A 24,819-nucleotide genomic window follows, 5' to 3' on the forward strand; every position below is an offset into this window, starting at 1 on the left:
GGGTGCGCCGCTCCCTTCGCGGCCTCCATTCCCTGCGCGCCCTGTCCGGCGCGCTGCTCCTGCTGCTCGGCCTCGGCCTGCAAGCCGCCGAGCGCCCCGGCAGCAGTGCCATCGCCACCGCCCACCCAGCCGCGACTGTCGCCGGCAAGGAAACTCTGGCGCTGGGCGGCAATGCTTTCGACGCGGCAGTAGCCATCAGCGCCGCCTTGGCGGTGGTCGAGCCCTATGGCTCGGGCCTGGGCGGCGGCGGATTCTTTCTGCTGCGCAGCGCCGACGCCCGTTACGAATTCATCGATGCCCGCGAGCGTGCCCCCGGGGCCGCCCATGCCTATATGTATCGCCGCGACGGCCAGGTGCAGGCGTCGCTGTCCCGTGACGGCGCGCTGGCCGCCGCCATTCCGGGCTTGCCCGCCGCACTGGTCGAACTGGCCGAGCACCACGGTAAATTGCCACTGCGCGACAGCCTGGCGCCGGCCATCCGCCTGGCCCGCGAAGGCTTCCCGGTCGATCGCGTGTACCGCGATCGCGCCACCATGCGCCTGACGGCCATGCGTGACGACGCGGAAACCGCGCGGCTGTTCCTGAGCGGCGGCGAGGTGCCCGCTGAAGGCGCGCTACTGCGCCAGCCGGAGTTGGCCGATACCCTGCTGGAGCTGGCCCATCATGGTCGTGACGGCTTCTATGCCGGCCCCGTGGCCGAGCGCCTGGTGGCCGGTGTGCGTGCCGCAGGCGGTATCTGGACGCTTCAGGATCTGGCCGACTATCGCACCGTAACGCGCCAACCGATTCGCGTACCGCTGGCCGAAGGCCGCGAGCTGATCAGCGCTCCGCCACCCTCGGCCGGCGGCGTGGCCCTGGCCCAGAGCCTGCTGATGCTGCAGCACCTGCCTTGGCGAGCGGCCGACCCGGTGCAGCGCACCCACCTGGTGGTGGAAACCCTGCGCCGGGCTTATCGCGACCGTGGCCAACTGGGTGACCCGGACTTCGTCGACAACCCTGCCGCCGCCCTGCTCAATCCGGCCTACCTGAAAAGCCTGAGCGACGGCATCGACCCGCAACGCGCCACCCCGAGCAGCCAGCTACCACCGGCCAGGCCCTGGAAGGAAGGCGATCACACCACCCACTTCACCGTGCTGGATGCCGACGGCAACGCGGTGAGCGCTACCTTGTCGATCAACCTGCCGTTCGGCGCCGCTTTCACGGTGCCCGGCACTGGCGTGTTGCTCAACGATGAAATGGACGACTTCGCCGCCGATCTCAGTGGCGCCAACGCCTATGGCCTCGCCGGCAGCCAGGCCAACGCCATCGAAGCCGGCAAGCGCCCGCTGTCGAGCATGAGCCCGACTTTCATCGAAAGCCCGAGCGAATTCACCAGCTTCGGCACACCGGGCGGCAGCCGTATACCGAGCATGGTACTGCTGTCGATCCTGCAATACCTGGACGGCCAGCCAATCGCCAGCTGGCCAGCCGTGCCGCGCTACCATCACCAGTACCTGCCGGACGTCATCGAGCACGAGCCGCAGACCTTCAGCGCTGCCCAGGCCGCCGAATTGCAGAAGCGTGGCTACCAGCTCAAGGATGTGCAGCGCGAGTACGGCAACGGGCAGGTGCTGCGCTGGAACAAGGCCAGCGGCCAGGTCGAAGCGGCTAGCGATCCGCGGGGTATCGGCAACAGCGCAGTGCAGGTCACTCGCTAAAACTGGCAGACAACAAAAAGCCCCTCGTCGAGGGGCTTTTCAATGGGCGAGATCCGCGATCACTGGCGCTGGTTGTAACCGTCACCCGTGCAGCCCAGGCAGCGCACGAATGCCGCCTTGCCCGGCTCGACCACCAAGGCACGACCGGTAGCGCCGATGCCGCCGCCCATGGCCGAGAATGGCAGGGCGACGACGAATGCCGCGGCGCCGATGGCGGTAGCGCCGATCAGCAGCGGGCGGGCGATCAGCAGGTCACCGATCATGGCGAAACCATCCGGGGCCTGAACGGTGTAAAGCGGGTCACCGCTGGCGTTCTGCTGCACTTCTTGCGCATGGGCGGTCAGCGCCAGCGAGGCAGCAGTCAGCGCCAGAACAGCAGCGCAAGAGCGAAACAGTTTCATGGGGCGATCCTTCAGAGGTATACGGGGCGATGCCGGTAACTATAACAGCGCGCCGGCAATTGTCGCGTGATGGCCGTCAATCGCTGAACAAGTGGTCACGTGATCGGACGAAGCGACTCAGCGCTGGCATTTCGGGCAGTAAACGCTGGCCCGCTGGCCCAGTTTCACCTCGCGCAGGGTACTGCCGCACACCTTGCAGAACTCGCCACCGCGACCATAGGCGAACAGCTCCTGCTGGAAGTAGCCGGGCTGACCATCGCCGCCGATGAAATCGCGCAGCGTGGTGCCGCCACGCTCGATGGCGTGGGCCAGCACGCGCTTGATCTCCTGAGCCAGGCGCACGTAGCGCGCCCGCGACACCGTACCGGCGGCACGCCGCGGGTCGATGCCTGCGGCGAATAGCGCCTCGGTGGCGTAGATGTTGCCGACGCCGACCACCACCGCGTTGTCCATAATGAACGGTTTGACTGCCACCGCCTTGCCACGTGACAGCTGAAAAAGACGCTCGCCATCGAACAGCTCGGTCAGCGGCTCCGGGCCGAGGCGCACCAGCAACTCATGCTCCAGCGGCAGTTCGCTCCACAGCAGCGCGCCGAAGCGGCGCGGGTCGGTGTAACGCAGCGCCAGGCCGGACTCCAGCTCGATATCGACATGCTCGTGCTTGGCTGCCGGCAGCCCCGCTTCGACCAGACGCAGGTTGCCCGACATGCCCAAGTGGCTGATCAGCGTACCGACCTCGGCCTTGATCAACAGGTACTTGGCGCGCCGCTCCACGGCTTCGATGCGCTGGCCGGAAAGCCGCACGTCGAGGTCTTCGGGAATTGGCCAGCGCAAGCGGCGTTCACGAACGATGACCCGGCTGACACGCTGGCCGATCAGGTGGGGCGCAATACCCCGGCGCGTGGTTTCGACTTCTGGCAATTCAGGCATGGCGGACTCGAAGCGGATTCAGGAATGGCGCCTCAGGCGGCGCCCAGGTCGCGGATGCTCTCGCGCAGGCTCTCGAAGTCGTATTCGGAGAGCCCCACGTACTCGAGAATCAGCGGCTCGATGGCTTGCCATTCGTGGTCTTCGCTCTGGTTGCCCAGCACCTGATAGCTGCGACAGATGTGCTCGGCCATCTTGAGGATCGCCAGCAGGTTCTTGAGCTGGGCGTCGTTGTCGTTCTCTTCGGCGAAGATGGCCAGCACGTTGTGGTGGTTGGCGATGGCCTGGCACAGGTGCAGCGGCAGGTTCCACGACTTGGCGGTGTAGTAGCCGACCACTGCATGATTGGTGTTGAGCAAGCGGTTCTCGGTGTCGACGATACGCCGCTCGGCACTGGCGCTGGCGTAAGATTCCTCGAGCACGGTCATGTAGTCGGGGAAGCGCTTGAGCATCAGCGGAATGCCGCAATTGTGGAACAGGCCCAAGGTGTAGGCCTCGTCGACGGACTCGTAACCGATGCGCTTGGCCAGGGTCAGGCTGGTCATGGCCACGTCCTGGGCGGTATCCCAGAAGCGGTTGAGGGTGACGATGGTCTCGTCGCTCATCTCGCCGCGAATCGACAGAGCGTTGACCATGTTGATCACCGAGCGGCTGCCCAGCAGATTGACCGCACGTTGAATGGAACCGATGCGGTTGGCCAGGCCGAAATACGGCGAGTTGACGATTTTCAGCAAGGCGCCGGACAGCCCCGGGTCCTGGCTGATCAGGCGCGCGATGGCCTTCAGGTCCGGGTTGGGCATGTACTGCTCGAACTGCAGATCGACCATGATCTGCGGTTGCGGCGGCACGCTGATGCCTTGCAGAAACGTCTGTATCTGCTCGGCCGAAAGTTCTTTGTCCATGGAGGCGCAAGGTAAAAGAGTGATGGAGCACGCAGTCTACCCTGAGCGTGAGGACTTTTGAGCCAGCGGTTACAGAACAAATCTGCAGGTCGTCGCCTGGCCTGAACTTAGCGGCCCGCAGCGCCCCGAATATTGCTCACTCAGCCTATTCAGAAAGGTGTTTACGATGAGCAAGTCCCTTGCAGGCAAGCGTGTCGCTCTGCTGGTTACCGACGGTTTCGAGCAGGTCGAGCTGACCGGCCCCAAAAAGGCGCTCGAAGAACTCGGCGCCACCGCTGAGATTCTTTCCAGCAAATCCGGCAAGGTCACTGGCTGGAATCACACCACGCCAGCCGACACCTTCACCGTCGACAAAACCTTCGATACGGCGAAGATCGATGATTACGACGCCATCGTGTTGCCGGGCGGCGTGGTCAACGCCGACACCATCCGTCTCGACGAGATGGCCGTGGAGTTGGTGAAGGACGCCGCCAAGGCCAACAAACCGATCGCCGTGATCTGCCATGGGGCCTGGATCCTCGCCAGCGCCGACCTGCTCAAGGGCAAGACCCTGACCAGCTACCCCTCGCTGACCGACGACCTGAAGAACGCCGGTGCCACCTGGGTGGACAAGGAAGTGGTGGTCGACGGCCAACTGATCAGCAGCCGTACGCCGGACGACCTGCCGGCTTTCAACGAGAAACTGATTGCCGCGCTCGCTGCCTGAGTCAGCGCCGCGGACCAAGGATGTGCGTCCACGGCATGCAACGCGGCAAGCAGCTGGCGGGCTCCTCGTTTAGAATGCGCGTTTTTTGCGACGGAGCCCACCATGTCCCTGCCCAGCCTGCGCCTGAAAGCCAACGCCGACCGACGCCTGCGCGCCGGCCACCTGTGGGTCTACAGCAACGAGATCGACGTTGCCGTCACGCCGCTCAATGCCTTCGAAGCCGGTGACCAGGCCATTCTCGAAGCTGCCGGCGGCAAGCCCCTGGGCATCGTTGCCCTGAGCCCCAACAACCTGATCTGCGCCCGCCTGTTGTCGCGTGACGTCAAGCACGTGCTGGACAAATCCCTGCTGGTGCACCGCCTCAACGTAGCCCTGAGCCTGCGCGAGCGCCTGTTCGACCAGCCCTGCTACCGCCTTGTATACGGTGACTCCGACCTGCTGCCGGGCCTGGTGGTTGACCGTTTCTTCGACATCCTCGTGGTGCAATTGGCCTCGGCGACCATGGAGCGCCACAAGGACGATGTGCTGGCCGCGCTGATCCAGGTGCTCAAGCCCAGCGGCATCCTGCTCAAGAACGATTCCGCCGCCCGTGATGCCGAAGGCCTGGAGCGCTATGTGGACACCGCCTTCGGCGTGGTGCCGGAGTGGGTCGCCCTGGAAGAGAACGGCGTGAAGTTCGAAGCGCCGGTGATCGAGGGCCAGAAGACCGGTTGGTTCTATGACCACCGCATGAACCGCGCGCGCCTGGCGCCCTACGTCAAGGGCAAGCGCGTGCTCGACCTGTTCAGCTATATCGGCGGCTGGGGCGTGCAGGCCGCGGCGTTCGGCGCCAGTGAAGTGTTCTGTGTGGACGCCTCGGCGTTCGCCCTCGACGGCGTGGAGCGCAACGCTACGCTCAACGGTTTCGCCGAGAAGGTCACCTGCGTGGAAGGCGACGTGTTCGCCGCCCTGCGTGAACTGAAGGCGGCCGAAGAGCGTTTCGACGTGGTGATCGCCGACCCACCCGCCTTCATCAAGCGCAAGAAGGACATCAAGAACGGTGAGGCCGCCTATCGCCGCCTCAACGAAACCGCCATGCGCCTGCTCAACAAGGACGGCATCCTGGTCAGCGCCAGCTGCTCCATGCACTTGGACGAAGACAATCTGCAGAACATCCTGCTGACCAGCGCCCGCCATCTGGATCGCAACATCCAGCTGCTCGAACGCGGTGCCCAGGGCCCGGACCATCCGGTGCACCCGGCCATCGGCGAAACCCGCTACATCAAGAGCCTGACCTGCCGCCTGCTGCCCAACAGCTGACGGCACGGCCTGTCCGTTCGGCGGCTGGCATCTCGACAAGCACCACGGATATCGGGCCCTGGCGAACCCAGGCCCGCTATCGTGGTCTCTGCTGGCATGCCTGAATGCTCGACGTGCCGTCGCACGCGTTATCGCCGTCACAGATAGCCCGCAAGATGGGCCGGATCTTCAGCCGACCAGAGCCCTGTCGATGATCACTTGCTCTTCTCCAGCCAGCCGTCGACTCATCGTCACGGCGCTCGCCCCGCCCACCATTACGGCAAGCCCCTGCACTGGCCCGACTAATGCAAGCCGGCACCGCTGATACCGCGGGCTAGGCTTAGCAGGCGGACGAACGTGTCGGTCGGCGCGGCAGCACTGCAGCGAGTGCCCCAGCAGCGATCGCCTCGTACCGATGCCGCTGCGCCAGGTCGGTGATCGTTGTCGCCAGGACAGTACAGGGGCATTACCCTCAATCACATCCTGCATGACCTGGCCGTCGAGATTCGACAGCCGGTCAATAACAAGAGAGAAGAGCCCAGGTGACTGACACGAAGACGCTCTCCCAGCATGGCAACCGGACGCAAACGCAACAGAACGAGGAAACCGAAGACGCCCGCCACCGCGAACACCGGGCCAAGCTCTATGCCGCCATCCGGGACAAGGAGCGCAAGCGTATTGCCCGCGAGTTGCATGATGAATTGGGCCAACAGCTGACGGCTCTGCAACAGGGCCTGGGAGTTCTGGGCATCCGCCTCAAGCGTGACCGCCCGGATCTGGAAGAAGAAATCCAGCGCCTGATCGGCATCACCCACAGCGCCATCGAAGCGATTCGCGACGTGCAGTTCGGCGGCCCCATAGGCCGCCTGCACCACAGTCTGGAAAACAGCCTGAAGCACCTCGTCGACGACTTCAAACGCCTGTCCGGCATCGACTGCCGTTGCAGCCTGCCGCCCACCCTCGACCTCAATGCCGACCAGGCCTCGCACCTGTGCCGCATCGTGCAGGAATCGCTCACCAATATCCTGCGTCACGCCCACGCCAGCCGCGCGGCGGTCAGCCTCGAACAACGCGACAATGACTACGTGCTGGAGATCTCCGACGACGGTCGCGGCTTCACCCTGAGCGACACCCTCCCCGATTCAACCGGACTTTCCGGCATGCGTGAGCGCGGCAAGCGACTCGGCGGGCCGGTGATCATTTTCAGTCATCCCGGCCAGGGCACCATCGTCCAGGCGATATTCCCCGTGGCCCACCGTGTTTAAGGATTCACCGATGATCAAGCTGTTGATCGCCGACGACCACATGATCATGCGCGAAGGGCTCAAGCGCCTCTTCGAGCTATATGATGACGTGCACGTCGTCGCCGAAGCGGCCGATGGCGCCCAAGCGCTGGAAAAGCTGCGTCTGGTTCCCGTAGACCTCTTGCTACTGGACATCAGCATGCCCGGCCTGAGCGGCGAAGCCCTGATCGCCCGCATCACTCACCAGTACCCCAAGTTGCCCATTCTGGTGCTCAGCATGCACGGTGACCCGCATCTCGCCCTGCGTGTGCTGCGCTGTGGCGCAACAGGCTACCTGACCAAGAGCCAGTCGCCCTCGATCCTCGTCGAAGCGGTGAGAAAAGTCAGTGCCGGCAATCGCTACATCGACCCGGCGCTGATGGAGCCCATCGCCCTGAGCAGCATCAAGCCCACCAACCGCAGCGGGCTGGACAGCCTGACCAATCGCGAGTTCCAGATCATGCGACTGCTTGCCGCGGGGCTAAGCGTCAACCACATCGCCAAACAATTGACGATCAGTAACAAGACAGTCAGTACCCATAAGATAAATCTGATGGAAAAAATGCGTTTTTCCAGCAATGCAGACCTGATCAGGTTCACATCCACGCTGATGAATTCTGATAACGCCTAGGAAAATCCTTAGTTCTTTGCAGCGGTTAAAGCCAAGCAAATATCAGCCAAAGCCGATGCACCCACCGATGATGCTTCATGCATGCTGCCGACATCCAAAGGAATGCTTGGTCACCGTGCTGGAGCTTTGCCCGCCTGCTGCCTGTTCCGTGGAGTCTGAGCCCAGTCCGCCACGGAGCTTTACATGCGTGATCTTTCCACCTCCCTCCTCGCTCCCCTACTGACTCTGATCGCTGGCATCGCCGCCGTAACGCTGGTCGGCCAGCAGATGCTCGGCATGCTGCCGGCCCTGGCCATCCTGCTGGTGGCGGGCGTGATCATCATCCTCACGCTGCGCCGCCAGAGCCCCGGCCAGGCGTCAACGGCACAGCTCGCCAGCCATGAGCAGCCACCGGCCAGCCAGGACGACAGCGTCGAGCAGCTTTGCGGCCAGGTTCTGCCGCTGTGGTCGCAGCATATCGAGAACGCCCGTAGCCACACCGAAGAATCCATCAGTTCCTTGAGCGAGCGCTTCGCCCAGCTGGCCACGCGGATCCAGAGCAGCCTGGGTGGCAGCACCGAACGCGAGGCTGGAAAACGCCTGGTGGCGCTGTTATCGAGCTGCGAGTACGAGCTGGACATGATCATCGTCGCCCTGCGCGATGCCTTGGCCAGCAAGGAATCGCTGCTCAAGGAAATCACCCAGCTGTCCAGCTTCACCGACCAGTTGCAGGACATGGCCCAGGACGTCGCCAATATCGCCAAACAGACCAACCTGCTGGCCCTCAACGCTGCCATCGAGGCGGCACGGGCCGGTGAGAGTGGCCGCGGCTTCGCGGTGGTCGCCGACGAGGTGCGCAAGTTGTCGTCGATGTCGGGCGACACCGGTCAGCGTATCGGCGAAACCGTAGTGATCGTCAATGACGCCATTCACAAGACTCTGGACATCTCCCAGGAATACACCAAGACCGACACCGTTACCCTGAACAAGGCCAGCGACGTCATCGCCGGGGTGATCAGCCGCTTCAACCAGAGTGCCAGCGACATCGTTCACCACAACGAAACCATGCGCACGCAGAGCGAATCGGTCGCCCAGGATATCTCCGAGGTGCTGGTCTCGCTGCAATTCCAGGACCGCATCAGCCAGACCCTCGGCCATATCGCCGCCGACCAGGACAAGCTGCACGCGCATATCCAGAATCGCCATGCGCAGCGCCAGCAAAGCCTCGCGCCATCGCCCCTGGACATCGACCGCTGGCTCAGAGAACTGGCGCAGACCTACACCACCCCCGAGCAGCACGGCATCCATCGGGGTGAGAAAAGCAGCGCCAAAAGCAACGATTCCGACATCACGTTTTTTTGAGGTTTCCCATGAGCAAGACCGTACTCATCGTCGACGACTCCGCCTCCATCCGCCAGGTCGTCAGCATTACGCTCAAGGGAGCCGGCTACCAGGTCATCGAAGGCTGCGACGGCAAGGATGCGCTGAGCAAGCTCGACGGCCGCAAGGTGCACCTGATCATCAGTGACGTGAACATGCCGAACATGGACGGCATCACCTTCGTGAAGAACGTCAAGCAACTGCCCGCCTACAAGTTCACCCCGGTGATCATGCTCACCACCGAGGCCGGCGAAGCGAAGAAGGAAGAAGGCCGCGCCGCAGGTGCCAAAGCCTGGGTGGTCAAGCCCTTCCAGCCAGCCCAGATGCTCACTGCCGTCTCCAAGCTGATCCTGCCATGACCGACGCGCCGGCAGAGAACCTCTACCGCATCCTGCCCCTGGAAGGCGGCCTGACCATCTACAGCGCCACCGAGCACATGCAGTTGCTGACGCAGGCCCTGGCCTGCGATGTGGAAGTGGAGCTCGATCTCGGCGCCGTCGACGAACTGGACTGCGCTGGCCTGCAGTTGCTGATCCTGGCCAAGCAGGAGGCGGCGCGCATGAACTGCGACCTGCGCCTGACCAATCACAGCCCGGCGGTGATCGAGGCCTTCGAGCTGAGCGGGCTGGGTACCTTCTTCGGCGACCCCATCCTGATCAAGCCGGCGAGCGAGTAACCACCATGAACATGGACGAAGTGCTGCAGGTCTTCATCGCCGAAAGCCAGGAGCTGCTGCAACAGATGGAAGAGGCCCTACTGCAGCTGGAGAACGACCCGGACGACGCCGACACCATCAACGCCGTCTTCCGCGCAGCCCACACCATCAAGGGTTCGGCCGGCCTGTTCGGCCTCGATGTGATCGTCGCCTTCACCCATATCGCCGAAAGCGTGCTGGACCGGGTGCGCAACGGCGAGCTGCGCTTCGACAAGGACATGACTGCCCTGTTCCTACAGGTCGGCGACCACCTGGCGCGCCTGGTGGCACTGGTCGACAGCGGCGCCGACCTGGAAATCCTCGAGCCCGATACGCAGATCGCCCATCAGCAACTGGCCGAGCAACTGTCCCATTACCTGGAGCCCTCCCCGGTCAGCGAACCGATACCGGCGGCCACTACGCGTATCGAGCGGGGCCAAGCCGAGGGCGTGGGCGCCGACCACTGGCACCTGTCCCTGCGCTTCGGCCCGGATACCCTGCGCAACGGCATGGACCCGCTCGGCCTGTTCCGCTACCTGAGCACTTTCGGCAAGATCGTCAGCATCGTCCCGCTGCTCGACCGCATTCCGGTGGCCGCCGAAATGGACCCGGAAACCTGCTACCTGGGTTTCGAAATGGCCTTCGTCAGCGACGCCGACAAGGCCACCATCGAGGGCGCCTTCGAGTTCGTGCGCGAAGACAGCCTGATCCGCATCCTGCCGCCCAACAGCAAGTCCGAGCAATATCTGGAGCTGATCCGCGCACTGCCGGAAGAAGACATGCGCCTGGGCGAGATCCTCATGCGTTGCGGCACCCTGACCGCCAACGAACTACAGGAAGTTCTACAAGCCCAGGTGCAGGGCCAGGAGCGCGACGAGCCGCGCCCAATCGGCCGCGTGCTGGTCGAGGAAAGCCTGGTGCAGCCACCAGTGATCGCCGCTGCGCTGCAGAAGCAACAGCAGATCAAGGAAAACCGCAGCAACGAGAACAGCCTGATCCGTGTCGACGCCGGCAAGCTGGACAAACTGATCGACCTGGTCGGCGAGCTGATCATCGCCGGTGCCGGTGCGCGCATGACTGCACAGAATTGCGGCCACCCGGAAATGCTCGAAGCCACCGAGCTGCTGTCACGGCTGGTCGAGGAAGTCCGCGATTCCGCCCTGCCGCTGCGCATGGTGCAGATCGGCAGCACCTTCAACCGCTTCCAGCGCGTGGTGCGCGACGTCGCCGGGGAGATCGGCAAGGACATCGCCCTGTCCATCAGCGGCGGCGAAACCGAACTCGACAAGACGGTGGTCGAGCGCATCACCGATCCGCTCACCCACCTGGTGCGCAATGCCATGGATCATGGCATCGAGTCGGTAGAAACCCGCCTGGCGCGCGGCAAGCCAGCCCAGGGCAACGTATCCCTGAATGCCTACCACGATGCCGGCAGCATCGTTCTGGAAGTCAGCGACGACGGCGGCGGCCTCGACGCCCAGCGCATCCTCGCCAAGGCCCGCGAGCGCGGCCTTATCGGCGAAGGCCAGACGCTGTCGGAAAAGGAAACCTTCGCGCTGATCTTCGAGCCCGGCTTCTCCACCGCCGAGCAGGTCAGCAACCTGTCCGGTCGCGGTGTCGGCATGGACGTGGTCAAGCGCAACATCACCGCCCTGCGCGGCACCATCGAACTGGACAGCACCCTCGGCCAGGGCACGCGCATTCGCATCCGCCTACCGCTGACCCTGGCGATCATCGACGGCTTTCTGGTCAGCGTCGGCCAGGCCGGCTACGTCATTCCCCTGGAGATGGTGGAGGAATGCATCGAGCTGCCGGCCGGGACCGCGTTCCAGCGCGGCCACCTGGAGTTGCGCGGGCAGATGCTGCCCATCGTGCGCCTGCGTGAGCTGTTCGAGGAGGAGAGCCAGCCGCCACGCCGTGAAAGCGTGGTGGTGGTACGTCAGGCCGGTCTGCGTGCTGGCCTGGTGGTCGACCAACTGGCTGGCGAATTCCAGACGGTAATCAAGCCACTGGGCAAGATCTTCGCCGGCTGCAGCGAACTGGGCGGTTTCACCATTCTCGGTGACGGCACCGTCGCGCTGATTCTCGACATTCCCCGCCTGCTCAGCCAATTGGCCACGCCCCGCAGCGCCTCGCATCACGAATCCGCCCAGGTCTACGCCCATGAGTGAGCTCGCCGTAACCACCGCAAATGCCTTGAAAGCGGCCGCCGACGAAGAGCTGGTGCACCAGTACCTGAGCTTCATCCTGCACGAGCGGCGTTACGCTTTGGACGGGTTGTGCGTGCGGGAAATCATCGAGTACCAACGCACCACCCAGGTGCCGATGGCCAACCGCTGCGTACATGGCGTGATCAACCTGCGCGGTGCCGTGGTGCCGGTCATCGACCTGAGCTTGCGCTTCAACCACGCCAGGACGCAGATCGACCGGCGCACCTGCATCATCATCGTCGAAGTGCCCCAGCCCGAGGCCCCGCAAATTCTCGGCATTCTCGTCGATGCCGTCAGCGAGGTGCTGGAGATCGCCCCGCAAGAGATGAATGCGGTACCGGCCTTCGGCAACTCGATTCGCAGCGACTTCATTCAGGCGATGGTCCACCGCGAGGGTGACTTCATCATCCTGCTGGCCATCGAAAACGCCCTTGCGGTCGCCGAGTTAGCGGCTCTGCCAGACGGAACCAAAGCATTGTCCGCCTGACCGGGCAGCCAAGCATCACAGAGGGAAGCAACCATGTTCAAAGACCTACGCGTGTCCACAAAGCTCGGCCTCGGTTTCGGTACGGTCATCGTGCTGCTGCTGATCGCTCTGGTGCTGGGCCTGACCCGCATGAGCGCAATCAACGACTCCAATGACATGATCATCAAGGATCGTTATGTGAAGATCCGCCAGGCCACCACCATCAAGGAAGAAACCTCCAACCAGGGTCGCTACGTACGCGACATCATTCTGGATGAGGATGAAGCGGCCGATCAGCGCAACCTGGCGCTCATCAATAGCAGCCGTGAACGGCGCCTGGCAGCCGCAGAAGAGCTGAGCCGCACCATCGCCAGCCCAGAAGGCCGTGAGCTCATGGCTCGCGTCAACGCCGCGCGTGACGTTGTGGGTAAGCGCTACGACGAGCTTTTCAAGCTGCTGGATGACCCGGAGCGTGCAGAAAACTATCTGTTCGCCAGCATGATCCCGGCCAACGATGACCTGCTTGTCGCCGCTGACGCGCTGATCACCTATCAGAGCGGCCTTATGGATCAGGATGCGGCAGACGCCAGCGCGCTTTACCAGGAATCACGCCTGCAACTGTCGCTGATCGGCGGTATCGCCATTCTGGTTTCCATCCTGCTCGGCTGGCTGATCACTCGCAGCCTGCTCAAGCAACTGGGCGGCGAGCCCGCCTATGCCGCCGAAGTGGTCACCCGCATCGCCGAAGGCGACCTGCGCACCCAGGTGGTGGTCAAGCCCAATGACACCACCAGCATGCTGGCCTCGATCAGCAACATGTCCACCCGCCTGACGCAGATCATCGCCGAGGTACGTAGCTCCGCCGACTCGCTGTCCAGCGCTTCCGAGGAGATTTCTTCCACGGCCCAGAGCATGAGCCAGGCCGCTTCCGAACAGGCCGCGTCGGTCGAGGAAACCAGCGCCTCGATGGAGCAGATGTCGGCGTCCATTTCCCAGAACACCGAAAATGCCCGGGTCACCGACGGTATGGCCAGCAAGGCTGCCAACGAAGCTGGTGAGGGTGGCCAGGCGGTGAAAGATACCGTCCGCGCCATGAAGACCATCGCCGACAAGATCGGCATCGTCGACGATATCGCCTACCAGACCAACCTCCTGGCCCTCAACGCCGCCATCGAAGCGGCCCGCGCCGGCGAGCACGGCAAGGGCTTCGCCGTGGTCGCCGCCGAAGTGCGCAAGTTGGCCGAACGCAGCCAGGTGGCCGCCCAGGAAATCGGCGAAGTGGCCAAGAACAGCGTGGCCCTGGCCGAGCGTGCCGGCACGCTGCTCGACGAAATCGTGCCGTCCATCGCCAAGACCTCCGACCTGGTGCAGGAAATCGCCGCCGCCTCCGACGAGCAGAGCAGCGGTGTCGGCCAGATCAGCACGGCGATGAACCAGCTCAGCGAGCTGACCCAGCAGAACGCTTCGGCCTCCGAAGAGCTGGCAGCCACCGCCGAGGAAATGAGCGGGCAAGCCGAGCAACTGCAGCAACTGATGGACTTCTTCCGCCTCAGCGGCACGGGCGAGCGCATCACCGTCGCCAATCCGCCGCGCACTCGCCAGCCGAACGCTCGCGGCAACGGCCCGGCTCGCCAGGGGCGCGATGACGACGGCCACAGCGGTGGCCTGCCGGCCGGCTACGTGCGCTTTCAGGAGTAGCCCATGAGTTGCGAACCACGGTTGCTCGACGGCGCCACGGCAGGAGCGGGCCAGTACCTGACCTTCACCCTGGCGCAGGAGCTGTTCGCAGTGGAGATTCGCGCCGTACGCGAGATCATCGAGTACGGCCGGCTGACCACGGTGCCGATGATGCCGCCGAGCATCCTCGGCGTGATCAACCTGCGCGGCGCCGTGGTGCCCGTGATGGATCTGGGTCAGCGCTTTGGCGGCCAGACGACCCGGATAGGCCCACGCACCTGCATCGTGATTCTGGAAATCACCGGGCCCAGCCATACCCAGGTGATCGGTATCGTCGTCGACGCGGTCAACGAGGTACGCGAGCTCGGCGCCGAGCAGATCGAGCCGGCGCCGTCCTTCGGTGGCAGCATCCGCGCCGACTTCATCCGCGGCATGGGCAAGCTCGATGACCGCCTGGTGGTGATGCTCGATATCGGCCGAGTGATCTCCGCTGAAGAACACCTCGCCATCAGCCAGGCCCAGCAGCACGGTGCTTCCAGCTGATGCGCGAGACGACCCAGGCCACGCTTTCAGATCTCGAGTTCAGCCAGTTCCGCCAGCTCATTCACGACATCGCCGGCATTCACCTCTCCGATGCCAAGAAACCGCTGGTAGCCGGGCGCCTCAACAAGCGCCTGCGTGCTCTTGGCATGGCCACCTACGGCGAATACTTCCGCCTGGTCGGCAAGGACAAGGCCGAGCTGCAGACCTGCGTGGACCTGCTGACCACCAACGAAACCTACTTCTTTCGCGAACCCAAGCACTTCGATTTTCTGCGCGAGCTGCTGCAAAAGCCCGACGCGATTCCCAGCGGTCGCCCGCTGCGGATCTGGAGCGGCGCCTGCTCCAGTGGCGAAGAGCCGTACACCCTGGCCCTGTTACTGGCCGAGCGCCTCGGCGAGCGGCCGTGGGAAATCCTCGCTTCGGACATCAGCCAGCGCATCCTCACCCAGGCGCGCAACGGCGTGTACGAATTGGAGGACGCCGAGAACATACCGCGCCATCTGCTGGTCAAACACTGCCTGCGCGGCATCGACGAGAACCATGGGCGAATGATGATCGCGCCGGCCTTGCGCCAGCGCGTGCGCTTCACTCAGATCAACCTCAACAGCGCGCTACCGGACGTCGGCCTGTTCGACGTGATCTTCCTGCGCAACGTGATGATCTACTTCGACGCCGACACCAAACGCCAAGTGGTGGCGCGCCTGCTCAAGCATCTGCGCCCGGGTGGTCACTTCATCATCAGCCACTCGGAAAGCCTGAACGGCGTCAACGATACGCTCAAGGTCGTGAAACCCTCGATCTACCGCAAGCCTGATGACTAAGAGTCCTTCGATCGCCGAGGTGTACCTGAACCCCGGCGACTATCACTTTGGCGGGCCCTACACCCGCGTGCGCACCCTGCTTGGCTCCTGCGTGTCGATCGTGCTCTGGCATCCCCATGCGCGCCTGGGCGGTATGTGCCATTTCATGCTGCCCACCCGCGGGCGCCCCACCAAGCAACGTGATGGCCGCTACGCCGATGAAGTGGTGAGCCTGCTGTGCGAGGCAATCGCACTGAGCGGCACCCGCCTGGCCGAATACCAGGCGCGTATCTTTGGCGGCGGCCACATGTTTCCTGGCCTGGCGCAAAGCCGTCGCCATCATGTCGGCCAGCAGAACATCGACATCGCCCGCCGCCTGCTCGCCGAGAGAAAGCTCGGCTGTCACGGCGAACATGTCGGCGGCGTCGGCCACCGCAATCTAATCTTCGATATCTGGAGCGGCGAGATCGCGCTGAAGCAAACCCAGCCCCTTGCCACTCAAGAGCCCCCTGCTGGAAAGCGACCGCTATGAAAAACATAAAAGTCATGATCGTCGACGACTCCGCCGTGGTGCGCCAGGTGCTCTCCCAGGTACTGGCGGCTGACCCGGCGATCGAGGTGATCGGCACTGCCGCCGACCCGCTGTTCGCCCTCGACAAGATGCAGCGCCAGTGGCCCGACGTGATCGTGCTCGACGTCGAGATGCCGCGCATGGACGGCATTACCTTCCTGCGCAAACTGATGGCAGAGCGCCCCACTCCGGTGGTGATCTGCTCGACGCTGACCGAAAAGGGTGCCACCACCACCATGCAAGCGTTGTCGGCGGGCGCGGTGAGCATCGTCACCAAGCCCCAGGCCAGCCTCAGCAAATTCCTGGTCAACGCCAGCGATGATCTGGTCAACGCGGTCAAGGCCGCCGCCCGGGCCAATGTGAAGCGCCTGACCAACAAGGCGCAACCCACGGCGCCCCAGGCCAAACTCAGCGCCGATGCCATCCTGCCACCGGCCACCGGCGCCATGGCGCGCACCACCGAGCGTATCGTCGCCATCGGCACCTCCACCGGCGGCACCCAGGCGCTGGAATACATCCTCACCCGCCTGCCGCGGGTCTGCCCGGCAATCGTCATCGTCCAGCATATGCCCGAACGCTTCACCGCCGCCTTCGCCGAGCGCCTCAACGGCCTGTGCGAGCTGGAGGTGCTGGAAGCGCGGCATGGCGATCGCGTGGTACCCGGTCGCGCGCTGATCGCGCCCGGCGGCCGCCACCTGCTGCTCAAGCGCAGCGGCGCCCAGTATGTGGTCGAGGTGGTCGACGGCCCGCCGGTCAGTCGCCACAAGCCCTCGGTAGACGTGCTGTTCCGCTCCACCGCCCGCGCCGCTGGCGCCAACGCCACCGGTATCATCATGACCGGCATGGGCGACGACGGCGCCCGCGGCCTGCGCGAAATGCATGAAGCCGGCGCCCTGACCCTCGGCCAGGACGAAGCCAGCTGCGTGGTCTACGGCATGCCCAAGGAAGCCATGAAACTCGGCGCGGTCAGCAAGGAAATCCCCCTGGATCAGATCCCCGCCGCCATCCTGCGCGGCTAGGGCTCTGCAGCCGGCGGGGACGGCCGGCTGCCAGCAGCCTTTCCTCCCCCGCCTCGCGCGGCGTAGAATCGGGGCATTTCCCGCCAGCCACCCTTCGGCGGGCCTGTGAGCCCGGGCAGGCAGACGGAGATCCCGTCGTGCGCCATGCCACCTTGCTTCGCGGCCACCTGCCGCTGACCCGCTCACCCACATCCAATGCCTACCTGATTAGCCGCAGGAATCCGTCATGCCTGATTACCGCTCGAAGACCTCCACCCACGGCCGCAACATGGCCGGCGCCCGTGCCCTGTGGCGCGCCACCGGGATGAAGGACGAAGACTTCAAGAAACCGATCATCGCCATCGCCAACTCCTTCACCCAGTTCGTACCCGGCCACGTACACCTCAAGGACCTGGGCCAGCTGGTCGCCCGCGAGATCGAGAAAGCCGGCGGCGTGGCCAAGGAATTCAACACCATCGCCGTCGATGACGGCATCGCCATGGGCCACGACGGCATGCTCTATTCGCTGCCGAGCCGCGAGATCATCGCCGACTCCGTGGAGTACATGGTCAACGCCCACTGCGCCGACGCCATCGTCTGCATCTCCAACTGCGACAAGATCACCCCCGGCATGCTGATGGCCGCCCTGCGCCTGAACATCCCGGTGATCTTCGTCTCCGGCGGCCCGATGGAAGCCGGCAAGACCAAACTGGCCAGCCACGGCCTGGATCTGGTCGACGCCATGGTCATCGCTGCCGACAGCACCGCCTCGGACGAGAAAGTCGCCGAATACGAGCGCAGCGCCTGCCCGACCTGCGGCTCGTGCTCCGGCATGTTCACCGCCAACTCGATGAACTGCCTGACCGAAGCCCTGGGCCTGGCCCTGCCGGGCAACGGCTCGACCCTGGCCACCCACAGCGACCGCGAGCAGTTGTTCCTGCAGGCTGGCCGCACCATCGTCGAGCTGTGCAAGCGCTATTACGGCGAAGGCGACGACTCGGTGCTGCCGCGCAACATCGCCAACTTCAAGGCGTTCGAGAACGCCATGATGCTCGACATCGCCATGGGCGGTTCGACCAACACTATCCTGCACCTGCTGGCCGCCGCCCAGGAAGCCGAGGTGGACTTCGACCTGCGCGACATCGATCGCCTGTCGCGCCTGGTGCCGCAGCTGTGCAAGGTGGCGCCGAACATCCAGAAGTACCACATGGAAGACGTGCACCGCGCCGGCGGCATCTTTTCCATTCTCGGCTCGCTGGCCCGAGGCGGCCTGCTGCACACCGACCTGCCGACCGTGCACAGCCGCAGCATGGCCGAAGCCATCGCCAAGTGGGACATCACCCAGACCTCTGATGAAGCCGTGCACCACTTCTTCAAGGCCGGCCCGGCGGGCATCCCGACCCAGACCGCGTTCAGCCAGTCGACCCGCTGGGAAACCCTCGACGACGACCGCGAGAACGGCTGCATCCGCAGCTTCGAGCATGCCTACTCGAAAGAAGGCGGCCTAGCCGTGCTGTACGGCAATATCGCCCTGGACGGCTGCGTGGTGAAGACCGCCGGCGTCGACGAGTCGATCCACGTGTTCGAGGGCAACGCGAAGATCTTCGAAAGCCAGGACAGCGCGGTGCGCGGCATCCTCAATGATGAAGTGAAGGAAGGCGACATCGTCATCATTCGCTACGAAGGCCCGAAAGGCGGCCCAGGCATGCAGGAAATGCTCTACCCGACCTCGTACCTGAAATCCAAGGGCCTGGGCAAAGCCTGCGCCCTGCTCACCGACGGCCGTTTCTCCGGCGGCACCTCGGGCCTGTCCATCGGCCACGCCTCGCCGGAAGCCGCTGCCGGCGGCGCCATCGGCCTGGTGAAGGATGGTGACAAGGTGCTGATCGACATCCCCAACCGCTCGATCAACCTGTTGGTCAGCGACGAGGAAATCGCCCACCGCCGCCACGAACAGGACAAGAAGGGCTGGAAACCGGCGGAGCAACGCCCGCGCAAGGTGACCACCGCTCTGAAAGCCTACGCCCTGCTCGCCACCAGCGCCGACAAGGGCGCGGTGCGCAACAAGGCGCTGCTGGACGGCTGAGCCTGCTGTGCTGAAACGGAAACCCGGCCTCGCGCCGGGTTTTCTGTTTCTGGGCCACGGCTTTGAGTGGAACGGATCGCAGGCAAATCCGCTCCTACCTCAATACGCAGGAGAACCCATGAAGATTGGCCTGATCGCCGACACCCACGGCCTGTTGCGCCCCCAGGCGCTGGCGGCGCTGCAAGGCGTCGATCACCTGATTCATGCTGGCGACATCGGCGGGCCGCAGATTCTTGCCGAACTCGAACGCATCGCGCCGCTGTCGGTGGTGCGCGGCAACAACGACGCAGAGGCCTGGGCCGACGCCATTCCAGAAAGCCTGACCCTGCGCTTCGGCGCGGTCAGCCTGTACGTGCTGCATGATCTCAAGAAGCTGGCCATCGACCCCAGGGCCGAAGCTATCGACGTGGTGATTGCCGGGCACTCCCACAAGCCGCTGCATGACGTGCGCGATGGTGTGCTTTATCTGAACCCTGGCAGCGCCGGCCCACGGCGATTCAAGTTGCCGATTGGGGTGGCCGTTTTGCATATCGATGGCGACAAGGTGCGGGCTGAACTGGTGACGCTGGATGTTTGAGGCTAACCCGAGGCTGACATTCGATGCAGTTCCTGTAGGAAAGCGACTTCAATCACCCACCTTGAAAAAACCATCCCACGAGGCCATCTACTGACCTCATGACTTCTTGAATCGTCCACTCACCTGATGGAGACGCCCCATGACCCTCGACGAACTCAACTCCCTGCCCGGTGTGACCGGCAAGCCTGACGTCGCCACCGCGGACTTCGTCTACAACCACACCATGATCCGCGTGAAGGATCTCGACAAGTCGCTGGACTTCTACACCCGCGTGCTGGGCTTCACCCTGCTGGAGAAGAAGGATTTCCCGGATGCCGAATTCAGCCTGTACTTCCTGGCACTGATTGCCGACAAGTCGCAGATCCCGGCCGACCCGGCAGCTCGCCACCAGTGGCGCAAATCCATCCCCGGCGTGCTGGAGCTGACCTACAACCACGGCACCGAGAAAGATCCGGAGTTTTCCTATCACAGCGGCAACAGCGACCCGCGCGGCTTTGGCCACCTGTGCGTCGCGGTGCCGGACATCAAGGCCGCCTGCCAGCGCTTCGAAGAACTCGGCGTTGACTTCCAGAAGCGCCTGACCGACGGGCGCATGAGCAACATCGCCTTCATCAAGGACCCGGACGGCTACTGGGTGGAAATCATCCAGTTCACCGAAGTGGACTAGCAAATACGGCGCCCCGGCCCGGGGCGCCCGCTTTCACTGGCGCTCGACCTTGTTGTCGATGCCGCTCATCTGCACCTCGGGCTCATCGCCACGCCAGCGTACCTGTTGCTCGGTGCCGCTGACATCCAGCTTCACCGGCCCGTCGAACTGCAGGTCCAACACCTGATCAGCGCCCGTCACCTCGACCACCGCCGGCTGCTCGCCGCCCGCAACGGTGGCCCGCACCTGATTATCCGTGGTGTCGACGCTCAGTGCATTGACGCGCTTGGCCACCACTTCATGCTCGGCACCCGACACGCTAAGCGACCTGGCCGTCTCCAGCGTGACCTTGTGCTGCGAACCGTAGACCAGCACCGCGCCGCAATCCCCGCTCAGCTCGATCACATTGGCATTGCCGGTGATGTTCACGTCCTGGCCCTTGCACGACACGTCGCGCGACAGACCGATCCCCTCGATATTCAGCGGTTCGGCGTGCGCCAGGCTCGCCAATGCCATCGCGGCCAGCAGGCCGCCCACCTTTTGCATTCCATTCATCGCCAATCCCTCTCTCGGTAACGGCCCAGGGCACATGACAGGGCCGAAGCTATGACCGATGCGGGGTAGCCAAGGTTCTCGCCAGCCTGAGGCTCACTGCGCGATTTGCAACTCACTTCGCAACCAGTCGGCCAAACGCTCGGCCCGCCCGCCACTGCGCCGCTCCGGCACCCAAAGTGCCAGGCGCGCCTCGGTCTCGACGAACCCCCAGGGCGCCACCAGGCGCCCTGCAGCCAGGTCGTCGGCCACCAGTTGCAGCGGCGCGATGGCCACGCCTAGGCCGGCTCCCGCCGCTTCGAGCAGGTAGTAAAGGTGCTCGAAGCCCTGGCCCAGGCGCATCGCGGCGGGTTCGAGGTTCATCGCCGCCAGCCACTGCGGCCAGGCCTGGGGCCGCGAGGTGGTGTGCAGCAGGGCTTCATGCAGCAAAGCGCCCGGAGCCGCCGCGCTCAGCTCGGCGAACCGCGGGTGTTGCGGGCTGAGCACCGGGCCGATGGATTCGCGCGCCAACTCGAAGACCTGCATATCCGCCGGCCAGGGCGGCTCGGCGTACAGCAGGGTGGCGTCGACCTGGGGGCTGCGCGGGTCCAGTTCGCCCTGGCTGGTGGACAGCTGCAGGCGCAAATCCGGCAGCGCGCCGTTGAGTCGATCCAGGCGCGGGATGAACCAGCGCGCCAGCAGGCTGCCCGGGCAGCCCAGCACAAAGGGCGTATCGGCTTCGCGCTGGCGCAGCTCGCCGCACACCTGGCGCAGTCGGGCAAAGGTCTCGCCGCTCACGTCCCGCAGGCGCATGCCAGCATCGGTCAGCTTCAGCCCGCGCCCGTCCTTGACGAACAGCGCCACGCCCAGTTGCTCTTCCAGGGTACGGATCTGCCGGCTCACCGCGCCGTGGGTGACGTGCAGCTCCACAGCCGCACGGCTGACGCTGCCCAGCCGCGCTGCCGCCTCGAAGGCGTGCAGGGCATTGAGTGATGGCAGGTCCTGGGCCATGTCAGTCTGCCAACTCGGGCAGGAAGCGGGTGTCAATGCTGTAGCGTTTGGGGTTGTTCGGGTCGATCATCACCGTGACCAGCGACTCGCTGATATAGGGGCCCGGATCGAACCACAGGTTGTCACTGCGAAACACGTGCAGCTTGTTGGTCTGCGGGTTCAGCCACTGGGCGACGATGCGATACGGGTTGCGGCCGTTGATGCTCAGCGAACCATTGAGCTCGACGTCCACCACTTCGGCCTGCACCGGCGTCCCGGTCGCCAGCAACCGAGCGGCGCGGCGTTTGCCGAACAACGGCGGCAGCACGAAGATCAGGCCGATCGCCAGAAACACCGCGCCGATGCCACCGACGATCAAGCTACCTATCCAGTTCTGCTCGAAGCTGTCGATGTGGGCGCGCTCAAGATCCTGCGGATCGTAGTAGACCGCCACGCGCTCACCGATCTCGAAGGACGGCGGCGTGCTGCAAGTGCTGCTGTGGTACTCGCCCAGGGTGCCCTCCACCGTCATGAACGACACCGTCGGGCAACCGTCTTCGATATCCACGATGGAACCTTCGGTACGCGTCATCTGCGCTTCGGCGCTGAAGCGCGCCATCTGAATACCCAGCGCGCCGGCCAGCATCAGCGCACCGATACCCGGGAATATCCACAGCCAGCCTGTTTTCATGGCATTCCTTACCCGCATGGCGATTTCAAGAAGCGCGATTATCCGCCATCGGGCGATGCCGTCCAGTCGCAGCGACTCTGACCACCGCCTTCAGAATGTCGCCGGGGTGTTGACCCACAGAATCCGAGCCTCGACGGTGCCGCTGTTGCGGTAGCCGTGGGGCAGGTTGCTGGGGAAGTGAAAGGCGTCACCAGTGGCCAGGCTGTAGCACTGATCGCCAATGGTCAGCTCGATACTGCCGGCCAGCACGTAGCCCATCTCCTCGCCCGGATGCTCGATCAGCCCATCGCTGGCCACCCCCGGCGCTACGATGTGAATGTTGCCCTGCAGCAGCCCGCCCTTTTGCAGATGGGTGATGCGCTCCAGGCCGATATCGCCATCCTTGTTGCGCTTGACGAAGCGTTTCACGGGCCGCTCACCTGCACGCAGCACCGGCTCGTCGGAAACCCAGTCTTCCGAGGTCAGCTCGGAAACGTTGCTGCCCAGCGCACCGGCCAGGCGATGAAGCATGGCCAGCGATGGCGAGGCGGCGTCGTTCTCCAGTTTGGAAATCAGGCTTTCCGAACAGGCGGCAGCGGCCGCGACCTGCTTCAAGGTCAGCCCGGCGACCTTGCGTGCATGACGCAGGCGCATACCCAGGCTGGGAAGGCCTGCCGTGTGAAGGGCTTTGTTCGACGGGGCTTTTTGAGGCTTCGGCATGGTTTTCTCAAATGGTTCGAAAAAGGCTGTCCATAGACACATTTCGATCAGGCAGCAAAAGCCGCCGAGTGCTGGCGAGCGTCAACTCGCTCCTGGTGCAACACCATAGTATGGCGTCGACTTTTTGAAGGGAATTCAATCCCATTGAATTGTTGATTTAGCACTATGTGTGCCAGCCACTTTTGCACGGTGTGGCTTCCAGACGGCCCGCAGCGTTAGCGCATTCGGCTGCATTGATTTGGTTCACCCCTCTCATTTCGCACCATTATCAGCCAGTGATAGCGCCTCCCTCCTGCATTTCACCTACTTCAACGAAACGCCCTGCGACACACCCTCCGTAGCAACCCACGCGGCTGCTGGTTTGCTGCAGAAGCTAAGGGAACCAGCACGCGCCTCACAAGTTGGGCATGGCTATTGCTATAGCAATTTTCAAGCAACTTGAAAATTAAGACAGCCACTTAACAAGGTGAATCAGAATGGTTTCGAAAACGCATTTCGCACGCTCCATGTTCGCTCGCCTGTGCCTCGCCGCATCGCTGTCAGCGGCCACGCTGATGGCTCAGGCAGATCCACTGAAAGTGGCCATCGTGCTGGCTGGCAACATCACTGACCGCTCCTTCAACCAATCCGGCTATGAGGGCGTGATGAGAGCGCGGGACGAGCTGAACATCGAGGTGGCCTATAGCGAGAAGGTGCCACAGCCCGACCAGGCCCAGGCACTCTCCGACTATGCACGCCGCGGCTATGACGTGGTCATCGGTCATGGTGGCGAATTTCAGGATGCCGTCGAGCGGGTCGCCAAGCGCAACGGCAAGACTACCTTCATCGTGGTCAATGGCACCCACAGCGGTGGCAACGTCGCCACGCTGTCCTTCGACATGAAGGACATGGGCTACGTGATCGGCTTCATAGGCGGCAAGCAATCGACCACTGGGGTCGGCGCCTACATCGGCGCCCAGAAGATCAAGGCCTATACCGATCTCGGCGACGGTTACGCCGAAGGCTTCAAGGCCGCTCGCCCGGACGGCTCGGTGCTGAGCGCCTGGACCAACGACTGGGACGACGTGGCCAAAGGTAAAGAAGCGGCGAGCAACCTGATCGGCCAGAAAGCCGACGTGGTTTTCCCGACCATGGACAACGCAGTGCTCGGTAGCCTGCAGGCGGTCAAGGAGAAGAACAAGCAGGGCTTCGGCATCTACTACGACGCCCTCGCCGACTGGCCGGACAACCTGCTGCAGTCCGCCGTACTGGACATGCGCGGCGCGTTGGTCGCGGTACTGACCGAGGCAAAGAGCGGCAAGCTGGAAGGCAAATCCTACGTCTATGGCTTCGAGACGCCCGCGGCGTTCCGCCTGGGTAGCTACGGCAAAGGCGTGACCCAGGAAACCCAGACCGAAGTGGCCGCGCTGATCGAGCAGATCAAACAGCGCAGGGCCGCAGACAAGGCGCTGTAAGG

The 24,819-nt window shown here is 63.9% G+C and carries 26 protein-coding genes; 19 read left to right on the plus strand and 7 right to left on the minus strand.

Features of this window, described 5'->3' with window-relative positions; all coding sequences use genetic code 11:
* Positions 1-2 precede the first annotated feature (2 nt).
* Positions 3-1,697 carry a gamma-glutamyltransferase gene (gene ggt, locus BVH01_RS07790; RefSeq protein ID WP_083659438.1) on the plus strand — a complete coding sequence of 565 codons (1,695 nt, stop codon included), beginning with the start codon at positions 3-5 and terminating at the stop codon, positions 1,695-1,697.
* Positions 1,698-1,756: 59 nt separating this feature from the next.
* Here ggt and BVH01_RS07795 read toward each other — a convergent pair whose 3' ends face one another.
* From BVH01_RS07795 to BVH01_RS07805, 3 genes are all read right to left on the minus strand, one after another.
* Positions 1,757-2,098, minus strand: a complete 342-nt coding sequence (locus BVH01_RS07795) for a multidrug transporter (RefSeq protein WP_075929802.1) — start codon at positions 2,096-2,098, stop codon at positions 1,757-1,759.
* A gap of 117 nt (positions 2,099-2,215) precedes the next feature.
* Positions 2,216-3,028: a bifunctional DNA-formamidopyrimidine glycosylase/DNA-(apurinic or apyrimidinic site) lyase gene (mutM, locus tag BVH01_RS07800; protein ID WP_013789295.1), complete on the minus strand. Its 813-nt coding sequence runs from the start codon at positions 3,026-3,028 to the stop codon at positions 2,216-2,218.
* 32 nt (positions 3,029-3,060) lie between these two features.
* Positions 3,061-3,873 carry an HDOD domain-containing protein gene (locus tag BVH01_RS07805; protein WP_168172900.1) on the minus strand — a complete coding sequence of 271 codons (813 nt, stop codon included), beginning with the start codon at positions 3,871-3,873 and terminating at the stop codon, positions 3,061-3,063.
* A gap of 220 nt (positions 3,874-4,093) precedes the next feature.
* Here BVH01_RS07805 and BVH01_RS07810 point away from each other — a divergent pair, with 220 nt between their 5' ends.
* The 17 genes from BVH01_RS07810 (at position 4,094) to gloA (ending at position 20,473) form a co-directional block, all read left to right on the plus strand.
* The gene (locus BVH01_RS07810) at positions 4,094-4,633 is read left to right on the plus strand and encodes a type 1 glutamine amidotransferase domain-containing protein (protein ID WP_075929804.1); all 540 of its coding nucleotides are present in this window, start codon (positions 4,094-4,096) and stop codon (positions 4,631-4,633) included.
* A 102-nt stretch (positions 4,634-4,735) separates the two neighbouring features.
* Positions 4,736-5,932 (plus strand): class I SAM-dependent rRNA methyltransferase, encoded by a 1,197-nt coding sequence (locus tag BVH01_RS07815; RefSeq protein WP_075929805.1) that lies wholly within the window; start codon positions 4,736-4,738, stop codon positions 5,930-5,932.
* Between the two features lie 521 nt (positions 5,933-6,453).
* On the plus strand, positions 6,454-7,176 hold the full coding sequence (locus tag BVH01_RS07820; RefSeq protein ID WP_075929806.1) for a sensor histidine kinase: 723 nt from the start codon (positions 6,454-6,456) through the stop codon (positions 7,174-7,176).
* A 10-nt stretch (positions 7,177-7,186) separates the two neighbouring features.
* Entirely contained in the window at positions 7,187-7,825 is a 639-nt protein-coding gene (locus BVH01_RS07825) for a response regulator transcription factor (RefSeq protein ID WP_075929807.1), read from the plus strand.
* 618 nt (positions 7,826-8,443) lie between these two features.
* Complete coding sequence (locus tag BVH01_RS25150) at positions 8,444-9,166, plus strand: methyl-accepting chemotaxis protein (RefSeq protein WP_371915598.1); 723 nt, start codon at positions 8,444-8,446, stop codon at positions 9,164-9,166.
* An 8-nt stretch (positions 9,167-9,174) separates the two neighbouring features.
* The gene (locus BVH01_RS07835; protein ID WP_013789289.1) at positions 9,175-9,543 is read left to right on the plus strand and encodes a response regulator; all 369 of its coding nucleotides are present in this window, start codon (positions 9,175-9,177) and stop codon (positions 9,541-9,543) included.
* On the plus strand, positions 9,540-9,860 hold the full coding sequence (locus BVH01_RS07840; RefSeq protein ID WP_075929809.1) for an STAS domain-containing protein: 321 nt from the start codon (positions 9,540-9,542) through the stop codon (positions 9,858-9,860). The genes BVH01_RS07835 and BVH01_RS07840 overlap by 4 nt, the downstream gene beginning before the upstream one ends.
* Positions 9,861-9,865: 5 nt before the next feature.
* Positions 9,866-12,049 (plus strand): chemotaxis protein CheA, encoded by a 2,184-nt coding sequence (locus BVH01_RS07845; RefSeq protein ID WP_075929810.1) that lies wholly within the window; start codon positions 9,866-9,868, stop codon positions 12,047-12,049.
* Complete coding sequence (locus BVH01_RS07850; RefSeq protein ID WP_075929811.1) at positions 12,042-12,575, plus strand: chemotaxis protein CheW; 534 nt, start codon at positions 12,042-12,044, stop codon at positions 12,573-12,575. The genes BVH01_RS07845 and BVH01_RS07850 overlap by 8 nt, the downstream gene beginning before the upstream one ends.
* 33 nt (positions 12,576-12,608) lie before the next feature.
* Positions 12,609-14,252 carry a methyl-accepting chemotaxis protein gene (locus tag BVH01_RS07855; RefSeq protein ID WP_075929812.1) on the plus strand — a complete coding sequence of 548 codons (1,644 nt, stop codon included), beginning with the start codon at positions 12,609-12,611 and terminating at the stop codon, positions 14,250-14,252.
* A gap of 3 nt (positions 14,253-14,255) precedes the next feature.
* The gene (locus tag BVH01_RS07860) at positions 14,256-14,774 is read left to right on the plus strand and encodes a chemotaxis protein CheW (protein ID WP_075929813.1); all 519 of its coding nucleotides are present in this window, start codon (positions 14,256-14,258) and stop codon (positions 14,772-14,774) included.
* Positions 14,774-15,595, plus strand: coding sequence for a protein-glutamate O-methyltransferase CheR (locus BVH01_RS07865; protein WP_075929814.1), 822 nt, complete (start codon positions 14,774-14,776; stop codon positions 15,593-15,595). The genes BVH01_RS07860 and BVH01_RS07865 overlap by 1 nt, the downstream gene beginning before the upstream one ends.
* Entirely contained in the window at positions 15,588-16,106 is a 519-nt protein-coding gene (locus BVH01_RS07870; RefSeq protein ID WP_075929815.1) for a chemotaxis protein CheD, read from the plus strand. The genes BVH01_RS07865 and BVH01_RS07870 overlap by 8 nt, the downstream gene beginning before the upstream one ends.
* A complete protein-coding gene (locus tag BVH01_RS07875) occupies positions 16,103-17,164 on the plus strand; it encodes a chemotaxis response regulator protein-glutamate methylesterase (protein ID WP_075929816.1) in 1,062 nt (353 codons plus the stop codon). The genes BVH01_RS07870 and BVH01_RS07875 overlap by 4 nt, the downstream gene beginning before the upstream one ends.
* 226 nt (positions 17,165-17,390) lie before the next feature.
* Positions 17,391-19,229, plus strand: coding sequence for a dihydroxy-acid dehydratase (gene ilvD / locus BVH01_RS07880; protein WP_075929817.1), 1,839 nt, complete (start codon positions 17,391-17,393; stop codon positions 19,227-19,229).
* 118 nt (positions 19,230-19,347) lie between these two features.
* A complete protein-coding gene (locus BVH01_RS07885) occupies positions 19,348-19,806 on the plus strand; it encodes a metallophosphoesterase family protein (RefSeq protein WP_075929818.1) in 459 nt (152 codons plus the stop codon).
* 139 nt (positions 19,807-19,945) lie between these two features.
* Positions 19,946-20,473: a lactoylglutathione lyase gene (gloA, locus tag BVH01_RS07890; protein WP_075929819.1), complete on the plus strand. Its 528-nt coding sequence runs from the start codon at positions 19,946-19,948 to the stop codon at positions 20,471-20,473.
* Between the two features lie 33 nt (positions 20,474-20,506).
* On the opposite strand, the gene BVH01_RS07895 is transcribed toward gloA, so the two are convergent.
* The 4 genes from BVH01_RS07895 to BVH01_RS07910 all read right to left on the minus strand — a co-directional run bounded on the left by BVH01_RS07895 (position 20,507) and on the right by BVH01_RS07910 (position 23,363).
* Positions 20,507-21,007: a DUF3060 domain-containing protein gene (locus tag BVH01_RS07895; RefSeq protein ID WP_075929820.1), complete on the minus strand. Its 501-nt coding sequence runs from the start codon at positions 21,005-21,007 to the stop codon at positions 20,507-20,509.
* A gap of 93 nt (positions 21,008-21,100) precedes the next feature.
* Complete coding sequence (locus BVH01_RS07900) at positions 21,101-21,994, minus strand: LysR family transcriptional regulator (protein ID WP_075929821.1); 894 nt, start codon at positions 21,992-21,994, stop codon at positions 21,101-21,103.
* Between the two features lies 1 nt (position 21,995).
* Positions 21,996-22,664 (minus strand): DUF3592 domain-containing protein, encoded by a 669-nt coding sequence (locus BVH01_RS07905; RefSeq protein ID WP_168177269.1) that lies wholly within the window; start codon positions 22,662-22,664, stop codon positions 21,996-21,998.
* 90 nt (positions 22,665-22,754) lie between these two features.
* Positions 22,755-23,363, minus strand: a complete 609-nt coding sequence (locus BVH01_RS07910) for a cupin domain-containing protein (protein ID WP_075929823.1) — start codon at positions 23,361-23,363, stop codon at positions 22,755-22,757.
* Between the two features lie 476 nt (positions 23,364-23,839).
* Between BVH01_RS07910 and BVH01_RS07915 the strand changes: the two genes are divergently transcribed.
* Positions 23,840-24,817, plus strand: a complete 978-nt coding sequence (locus tag BVH01_RS07915; protein ID WP_139317794.1) for a BMP family protein — start codon at positions 23,840-23,842, stop codon at positions 24,815-24,817.
* Positions 24,818-24,819: the final 2 nt, after the last annotated feature.

It is taken from the genome of Pseudomonas sp. PA1(2017) (assembly GCF_001945375.1).
In the GTDB taxonomy this organism is placed as follows: domain Bacteria; phylum Pseudomonadota; class Gammaproteobacteria; order Pseudomonadales; family Pseudomonadaceae; genus Aquipseudomonas.

Excerpts from the sequence above, each read along its gene's own strand:
- BVH01_RS07795 (WP_075929802.1), bottom strand. The coding sequence starts at position 2,098 with ATGAAACTGTTTCGCTCTTGCGCTGCTGTTCTGGCGCTGACTGCTGCC.
- mutM (WP_013789295.1), bottom strand. The coding sequence starts at position 3,028 with ATGCCTGAATTGCCAGAAGTCGAAACCACGCGCCGGGGTATTGCGCCC.
- BVH01_RS07810 (WP_075929804.1), top strand. The coding sequence starts at position 4,094 with ATGAGCAAGTCCCTTGCAGGCAAGCGTGTCGCTCTGCTGGTTACCGAC.
- BVH01_RS07815 (WP_075929805.1), top strand. The coding sequence starts at position 4,736 with ATGTCCCTGCCCAGCCTGCGCCTGAAAGCCAACGCCGACCGACGCCTG.
- BVH01_RS07825 (WP_075929807.1), top strand. The coding sequence starts at position 7,187 with ATGATCAAGCTGTTGATCGCCGACGACCACATGATCATGCGCGAAGGG.
- BVH01_RS25150 (WP_371915598.1), top strand. The coding sequence starts at position 8,444 with ATGATCATCGTCGCCCTGCGCGATGCCTTGGCCAGCAAGGAATCGCTG.
- BVH01_RS07835 (WP_013789289.1), top strand. The coding sequence starts at position 9,175 with ATGAGCAAGACCGTACTCATCGTCGACGACTCCGCCTCCATCCGCCAG.
- BVH01_RS07840 (WP_075929809.1), top strand. The coding sequence starts at position 9,540 with ATGACCGACGCGCCGGCAGAGAACCTCTACCGCATCCTGCCCCTGGAA.
- BVH01_RS07845 (WP_075929810.1), top strand. The coding sequence starts at position 9,866 with ATGAACATGGACGAAGTGCTGCAGGTCTTCATCGCCGAAAGCCAGGAG.
- BVH01_RS07850 (WP_075929811.1), top strand. The coding sequence starts at position 12,042 with ATGAGTGAGCTCGCCGTAACCACCGCAAATGCCTTGAAAGCGGCCGCC.
- BVH01_RS07855 (WP_075929812.1), top strand. The coding sequence starts at position 12,609 with ATGTTCAAAGACCTACGCGTGTCCACAAAGCTCGGCCTCGGTTTCGGT.
- BVH01_RS07860 (WP_075929813.1), top strand. The coding sequence starts at position 14,256 with ATGAGTTGCGAACCACGGTTGCTCGACGGCGCCACGGCAGGAGCGGGC.
- BVH01_RS07865 (WP_075929814.1), top strand. The coding sequence starts at position 14,774 with ATGCGCGAGACGACCCAGGCCACGCTTTCAGATCTCGAGTTCAGCCAG.
- BVH01_RS07870 (WP_075929815.1), top strand. The coding sequence starts at position 15,588 with ATGACTAAGAGTCCTTCGATCGCCGAGGTGTACCTGAACCCCGGCGAC.
- BVH01_RS07875 (WP_075929816.1), top strand. The coding sequence starts at position 16,103 with ATGAAAAACATAAAAGTCATGATCGTCGACGACTCCGCCGTGGTGCGC.
- ilvD (WP_075929817.1), top strand. The coding sequence starts at position 17,391 with ATGCCTGATTACCGCTCGAAGACCTCCACCCACGGCCGCAACATGGCC.
- BVH01_RS07885 (WP_075929818.1), top strand. The coding sequence starts at position 19,348 with ATGAAGATTGGCCTGATCGCCGACACCCACGGCCTGTTGCGCCCCCAG.
- gloA (WP_075929819.1), top strand. The coding sequence starts at position 19,946 with ATGACCCTCGACGAACTCAACTCCCTGCCCGGTGTGACCGGCAAGCCT.
- BVH01_RS07895 (WP_075929820.1), bottom strand. The coding sequence starts at position 21,007 with ATGAATGGAATGCAAAAGGTGGGCGGCCTGCTGGCCGCGATGGCATTG.
- BVH01_RS07900 (WP_075929821.1), bottom strand. The coding sequence starts at position 21,994 with ATGGCCCAGGACCTGCCATCACTCAATGCCCTGCACGCCTTCGAGGCG.
- BVH01_RS07905 (WP_168177269.1), bottom strand. The coding sequence starts at position 22,664 with ATGAAAACAGGCTGGCTGTGGATATTCCCGGGTATCGGTGCGCTGATG.
- BVH01_RS07910 (WP_075929823.1), bottom strand. The coding sequence starts at position 23,363 with ATGCCGAAGCCTCAAAAAGCCCCGTCGAACAAAGCCCTTCACACGGCA.
- BVH01_RS07915 (WP_139317794.1), top strand. The coding sequence starts at position 23,840 with ATGGTTTCGAAAACGCATTTCGCACGCTCCATGTTCGCTCGCCTGTGC.